We start from the raw sequence: 6,547 nt of genomic DNA on the forward strand, positions 1-6,547 counted from the left end.
GCTAAGGCTCGCTATGATAGAATCATTCACCTCAAGGAAAACGAATTGGACTTTAGCGACGGTTGTCGGTTGGGCCCGGTTGGAATGAGACCATTTTAAGTGAAGATGAGGGTTGCTATGACACGGAGTAAAGAAAGATTTGGGATTGTTTTACCGATTATTTTGTTAAGCTATTTTATGATTCTCTTGGATAATTCAATTGTGTTCACGAGTACCGTGAGGATTGCGACGGACCTGCATTTGGATTCGCAGACGTTGGCGTGGGTCAGCAGTGCCTATACCTTGACCTTTGGCGGTTTCCAATTGTTTGGGGGACGGATTGGTGATGTGTACGGGCGCAAACGCGTGTTTTTGAGTGGCTTACTGCTGTTTTCGGTTGGCTCGTTAATGGTCGGCTTAGCGACGACTGGTCCGATGATTATTGCCATGCGGGCGTTTCAAGGCGTTGGTTCGGCTATTCTGGCACCGACCACGTTAGCACTGCTCCTGGATAATTATCGGGGGAAGATGCGGTCGCGGGCCATTGCCGCCTATGGAACGACCGCGGGAATTGGTGCAAGCTTTGGGATGGTGCTAGGTGGCGTAATCACGAGTGCCTTTTCCTGGCGAGTCGGCTTCTTTTTAAACGTTCCAGTGGGGGTGCTGATGTTTGTACTGACATTATTTTTCGTGAAGAGCCGTGAAAGTCAGCGAACAACTCGTCTGGACATCGTCGGGACTATTTTATCGGTGTTAGGGTTGTCGGCCCTAGTCTACAGCATTGATGGGACGGTGCATCAGCGGTTGGCATTAGTTGTTGCCGTGATTGCGCTGGGGGCGTTCGTCTATGCCGAGGGGACAGTCAGGAATCCCATTATGCCGTTACGGTTATTTTCTGACCGACGACGGAACAGTGCCTACGTTGCCCGCTTCTTCTTTATCGGGGCCGCGTTTGCTTATTTCTTTGTCACCACGCAAGCGTTACAACATATCTATGGTTTTTCACCGTTACTGACCGGGTTAGCCTTCCTGCCCGTGACGATTCCACAATTCTTTGGGGCACTTCAGGTGTCACGGCTATCAAGTAAGATAGGCAATGCACGGTTGATTGTGATTGCCGTCGTGTTGGTTACTTTGGGTGTTTCGCTCACGGTCATTTTGGGGCTGAATCGGGGTTATTGGATTGCCTTTGCGCTACCGATGGTGATCTTTGGGGTCGGTCAGGGCCTGGTGTTGAGTCCACTAACGGTCGAGGGGGTAGCAAATACCGATTCTGAAATTGCCGGTGCCGCTTCCGGAGTGGTCAACACGGTTCATCAGTTTGGCCAGTCGGTCGGCATTTCGGTTGTGGTGGCGCTGACCAGTGGGCTGCACCCCTTTATAACGAGCTACGTGACGCAGTTGCTCATTATTACGGCGATTTCCGGATTAAGTTTTCTCACGGCTTTGGTTTTGTTGGCGAGTCAAAATCAACAGCAGGCTAGGTAGTCGAATCAGGCGGCCGTGGTGACTGTCAAAATCTCTCGCTGTGGTTCAGGTCAAACGATTCGGATTTCCTTTTGTGTTTTACCCGGGTGGACGCGTATAATGACTGCACACAGTTATTTTTGAGGAGTGAAATTTTGGCAATTAAATTAATCGCAACGGACCTGAATGGCACGCTGTTACATGCTGACCAGAGTTACAATCGGCCGCTGATGCGCGAGGTGCTGGCCGCGTTGCGCGCACGGCAGATTACCTTGGTCTTGGCTTCAGGCAATGAGTACGCCCATCTGCGGGACCTCTTTGCGGACAGTTTAGTCCCTAACTTGATTATGGTCGCTGAAAATGGGGCGTCTATCTATCAGGATGGTCAACAAATTTTTGATGGTAGTTTGGCGGCGGCGGACGTTGAGCAGTTTGTCAGTGTGGATCGGCATCAGGACTTTCTGCGGCACACCTACGTGATTCTGACCGGGGAACGGGCATCCTACACGGAACTCGGGGCCCCACAACAGCTGATTGACGCGGCCGAAGCCTACTATGACAATTTACAACAGGTGGAGAGCTTAGCGACCGTGGATGATCGAATCAAGAAAATTAGTGTGTCGACGGCGCCGGACCAGGCAGCCGAATTGGTTGACCGACTCAATACCTATTTTGACGGCCGGTTACACGCCCATGACAGTGGTTACGGGGTGATCGACATCGTGGCGGCCAACGTGGGTAAGCTGCCGGCGATTCAATGGTTGGCGCAGCAACAGGGACTCACGGCAGCCAACATCATGGCCTTTGGCGACGGCGTGAACGATGTACCGTTGTTACAATTTGCCGGGAGCGGTTTTGCGATGGCAAATGCCGACACCACGATTCAAGCGGCGGCGCAACACGTGACGACCATCGATAATGAACGTGATGGCGTCTTAAAGACGATTCAGCAGGTAGTTTTAGGCTAATAGCTGGTTAAATAGTGTGAATCACAGGTAGTCTGGGAGTTTTTCCGGGCTATTTTTTTGTATCACAGCGCGCTTTTGCCGGTCACTTAACCTACCCGAGGTTTCCACGACGAGTACGGGACATTTGTGGGTATACTCGAAATAAAGAGTGAGGTGACACACATGAAACGGTTTTTACGTGGGGTGTTAACTGGTTTGCTGGTGGTGGCCGTTTTAGTGGATGGGGTGACGCTGCTCAGGGAAGCGAAGTCATCGGCGACTGCGGTGATTAATGATCGGGTGCCCGTCACGCTGTTGTATACGAATGGGGGGCGGGCCAAGTGAGCAAATTATTAACCATTCAAATTGACACGGGGACGGCGCCAATCGATGTTCGGTTGGTCATGCCCCGGTTAGGCGACCTATCCGAGTCGACGTTTCGACAGTTGATCATGAATCTTTCCCGGTACTTTATGCGATTGAATCTGTGCTTTTCACTTGACCGCACGGACTCGGAACTTTGTCAGTTTCAGCGCGGCGAATTGGCCCCGTCCGCCTTCAGTCCGGAACTGCAGGCGGTTTACCAGCTGGCCCTCAAGGCGCAGACGGACACCGGCAATGCCTTTGATCCCTTTTATACGGGGACATTTGATCCACGTGGTCTCTTAAAAGGCTGGATGCTCTTCCAGGCATTCGAAACGTATCTCCGGCCGCTATTGCAGGATCAAAGCCTGGTCGCGGCGGCAATCAACGGCGGAGGTGACGTGCAGATGGGTGTGACCGCGCGCAGCAAGTTTGTTTGGAACGTGGGGGTCGAGTCTCCGAGCGACATGAGCCACGTCATCAAGCGTTATCGCGTTAAAAATGGGGCAATGGCGACCTCGATGCGGGGTGGTAGCGCGATTGGTGGCCCCATTCAGTGTCAGGAGGGTGACCCCAGTCTGAACCAAGCCACCGTGTTGGCGCCTAGCCTGATTGTGGCCGATACGTTGGCAACGACGGCGGTGGCCATGGGCGAACGGGCATTTGCGGCGTTCAAACAGCAGCATCATCTCGAAATCATAGGATTGCTGGTCACCGCCCAGGATAACTTAGTAGAATTTTAAGAAATGAATCGCATGTGAAAAGGCCCACGGCAAGATGGCTTGTTGTGGGCTTTTGGTGTGAATCAAATTAGAGAAATTTAATACAGCTGGTTATAAATTCTTTAATAACACCGTTTACATAATGAAAAATAGATTAGAAACCTAATGTATCCCCGTCAATAGTTTAAGAAAGTCTTGGATTCCGACTATCTTGGTCTGGATTGGTGGCGGTGTTTCGTGTTTCTCGGTAGACTGGCACTAGTCAGTTGGATAGGAGCGAGAATATGCGGAAGCTTTGGGGCCTACTAGCAGTTTTACTCTTGGGGAGCGTCATGCTAGTTAGTGTCTGGGGAAAATTTCCTAAATTTGTTGCGATGTCAGAGATCACAGTTGCTCAGGCCACTAGTCGGCTGGGCGTTCAGTTGCCCATGGTGGGGCGCGAGGAGTCTAAGCGTGCCACACCCGTTGAATCAATTGTTAAGCCGCAAACGTTAAGTAAGACCTATTATTACCGCTTTGGCACTGAAGTTCCGGATAAGATGGTGCGGACCTTTGAACAGGCCGTTGCCGTCTATAACGAAACGGGCATCGTGAATCTAGTGGCGGGGGATGCCACTGCGCATCAGAACGAGATTGCCTTCTTTGCCTACAGTAAGGAGATGCCGGAGGATCAGAGCACGTACTTGGAACTGGGCAAAGGGGGCCCGGAAATCGAGGAAGTCACTGGTTTTCAGGGGTACACGGCCAACCATGCGCGCGCGGGGATGAATCTGAAATATCCGCAAAGCGTGCGTCTCTCGGTCGCCATTCACGAGATCGGTCACGCGGTCGGCTTGGATCACAGTCACAGTCACAACTCGGTCATGTATCCGATCGACCAAGGGACGACGCATTTGTCGGCGGGTGATTTGAAGACGCTGCGGCACCTTTACCAGAAAGCCTAATGGCTGAAGGCTACGGGCATGCCTCCGGACTGGTGAAAATGGACTGAACCGCTGTGGCATGCTTGATCGTTCCCGACGGCGGATTCAAAGTCCCCGGCTATGGGGTCAGTTCCAGCCTGTGAAGCGGGCTTCCACCTCGACTTTGAGCCTGATAACCGGTCTCAAAGGTCGTCCCGTGGACTAGGCTGGCACAAAACGCCAGCCAAGACCACCGACACAGCGGGGGACTTTGATTCGCCTCTGGTCACTGACACTGGCCACGCTAGCCCATTTTCACCATCCCTGCGGCGTACCTTTAGCCCGCAATTGGTTGACACTTTTGTTATCAAGTCAATTTTGTACATTTAGTAGTCTCACGACCATTTATTTGGTGGTGGGACTTTTTTTACTTTGTATGCATCTTGTCATGAGCAATTAACGGAGATAAAAGTGGACACCCACCAATTGCGCGTTTACAGGACTAAAACGTTGGAGCACCTGACAGCCCTGTCAGTACAGTGATTAGTCGCTTGATTTTGGTGAGGCTGGTCAATTTTAATTGGTCGGCCGTTATTTTCTGCGTCTCGATTTGCAAAACGCTCGTCAGTAGGCACCGAGCTGCTTACACTAAGAGTTACAGAAAATTAAGGAGGCAACAACCATGCTAAAGTGGCGGTTACTGTGGGTCGGGGTGTTGGTGAGCCTGATGTGTGTCGTGTGGCCGGGAGCCTTGGCGCCCCACATCAGGTCCATCAGTCGGTTGGATCGGTTAGTCAATCAGATGGAGGGCCCACTCCCCAGTTCCCAGCACGCGCAAACGCCGTTGAGTCTGGTGGCCGCGACGTATCCGCTGGCGCCCACGTATTATTATCACTTTGACCGGCACGTGACGGCCAATATCCGACCGGTTTTCGAGGAAGCCGTGGGGGTGTTTAATCGGACGGGGCTGGTCCGCTTAGTGCCGGGGATGCCGAGCAAACGACAAAATGGGATGACCTTTTTCACCTATCAACGGGACACGTCCAAGCAGGCGGGGAATTTCGTTGAATTGGGAGAGGGCGGCCCGACCGTGAAGCACCGTGGCGGGTGGCAAGCATTCACCGTGAACCGGGCCAAGGCGGGGCTCAACCTAGCGCACCCGGAACTTAGAATTCGCGTGTCCGTGGCGATTCATGAGATTGGGCATGCGCTGGGATTGGCGCACAGCGAGAGTCGCCAGTCGATCATGTATCCGCTGGATCAGCAGCACGAATCATTGTCGGCGGCCGATTTGCGGGCCCTCTTCCTGCTATATCAAGAATAACTGTTTCAACTGGTCCTTGTCTGCGCCTCCGGGCTGGTGAAAATGGGCCGTGACGCTGTGGGCGCCGCCTGAAGCCTGGGAATCGGTCTTCAGGCTTACTTTGAGCCGAAATGCACGTCTCAAAGATAGCAGTTGCCTAAGCGGTAAACCGCTAAGGCAACTCCCACGGCTGAGCCCATTTTCACCAGCCCTGCGGCTAACACCGGTTTAGACCGTTAGTCCTTACTGGTGAGATGGAGGTTGGGGTTGGTGGATGATGAAGATTTGTTGCCTTGGTGAAAATGGGCTGTGACGCTGTGGGCATCATATCGTTCCCGACGGCGGATTCAAAGTCCCCGGCTATGGGGTCGGTTCCAGCCTGCGAAACGGGCTTCCACCTCGACTTTGAGCCAAAAAGCGGTCTCAAAGGTCGTCCCGTGGGCTAGGCTGGAAAAAAGACGCCAGCCAAGACCACCGACACAGCGGGGGACTTTGATCCGCCTCTGGTCACTAACACTGACTGCTCAGTCACATTTTTACTAGTTCGGCTAATACTGATTTCGGTTGTGGGTTAATCTGTGATGATGGGGATGTTGCTGATAATGGCTGCCAGTATTGCCTATTTTCTGGACGGTGTAGTTAGTCATTTTGATGTGTAGGTCATAGTCTATTTAGCTTGTTATAATCATTAATGCCGGGGCAATCTCGTGTACAGGATAGTTTCGTGGTTGGCACAATCGTCGCAACTATTAGCTTTTGGGGTGAGGGGGACTATCCACCTGAAAGCACAAAAAACTCTCTGAGGGTGCCGCTTCGCTTTACCCTCGTAACCATATGGTGAAATGAACCGCCTTTCCCGGTATA

General features: G+C 52.4%; 6 protein-coding genes. All 6 read left to right on the top strand.

Annotated elements, in window-relative coordinates; genetic code table 11:
- Positions 1-117 precede the first annotated feature (117 nt).
- The 6 genes from EKM84_RS11215 (at position 118) to EKM84_RS11235 (ending at position 5,704) form a co-directional block, all read left to right on the top strand.
- A complete protein-coding gene (locus EKM84_RS11215) occupies positions 118-1,467 on the top strand; it encodes an MFS transporter (RefSeq protein WP_125765839.1) in 1,350 nt (449 codons plus the stop codon).
- Positions 1,468-1,601: 134 nt separating this feature from the next.
- Entirely contained in the window at positions 1,602-2,414 is an 813-nt protein-coding gene (locus tag EKM84_RS11220; protein ID WP_125765840.1) for a Cof-type HAD-IIB family hydrolase, read from the top strand.
- A gap of 162 nt (positions 2,415-2,576) precedes the next feature.
- On the top strand, positions 2,577-2,738 hold the full coding sequence (locus tag EKM84_RS14220) for a hypothetical protein (RefSeq protein ID WP_164511384.1): 162 nt from the start codon (positions 2,577-2,579) through the stop codon (positions 2,736-2,738).
- Positions 2,735-3,499: an FAD:protein FMN transferase gene (locus EKM84_RS11225; RefSeq protein WP_125765841.1), complete on the top strand. Its 765-nt coding sequence runs from the start codon at positions 2,735-2,737 to the stop codon at positions 3,497-3,499. The genes EKM84_RS14220 and EKM84_RS11225 overlap by 4 nt, the downstream gene beginning before the upstream one ends.
- 263 nt (positions 3,500-3,762) lie before the next feature.
- A complete protein-coding gene (locus EKM84_RS11230) occupies positions 3,763-4,422 on the top strand; it encodes a matrixin family metalloprotease (RefSeq protein ID WP_125765842.1) in 660 nt (219 codons plus the stop codon).
- Positions 4,423-5,062: 640 nt separating this feature from the next.
- Entirely contained in the window at positions 5,063-5,704 is a 642-nt protein-coding gene (locus EKM84_RS11235) for a matrixin family metalloprotease (protein ID WP_125765843.1), read from the top strand.
- Positions 5,705-6,547: the final 843 nt, after the last annotated feature.

The organism is Levilactobacillus mulengensis (assembly GCF_003946045.1).
Classification (GTDB): domain Bacteria; phylum Bacillota; class Bacilli; order Lactobacillales; family Lactobacillaceae; genus Levilactobacillus; species Levilactobacillus mulengensis.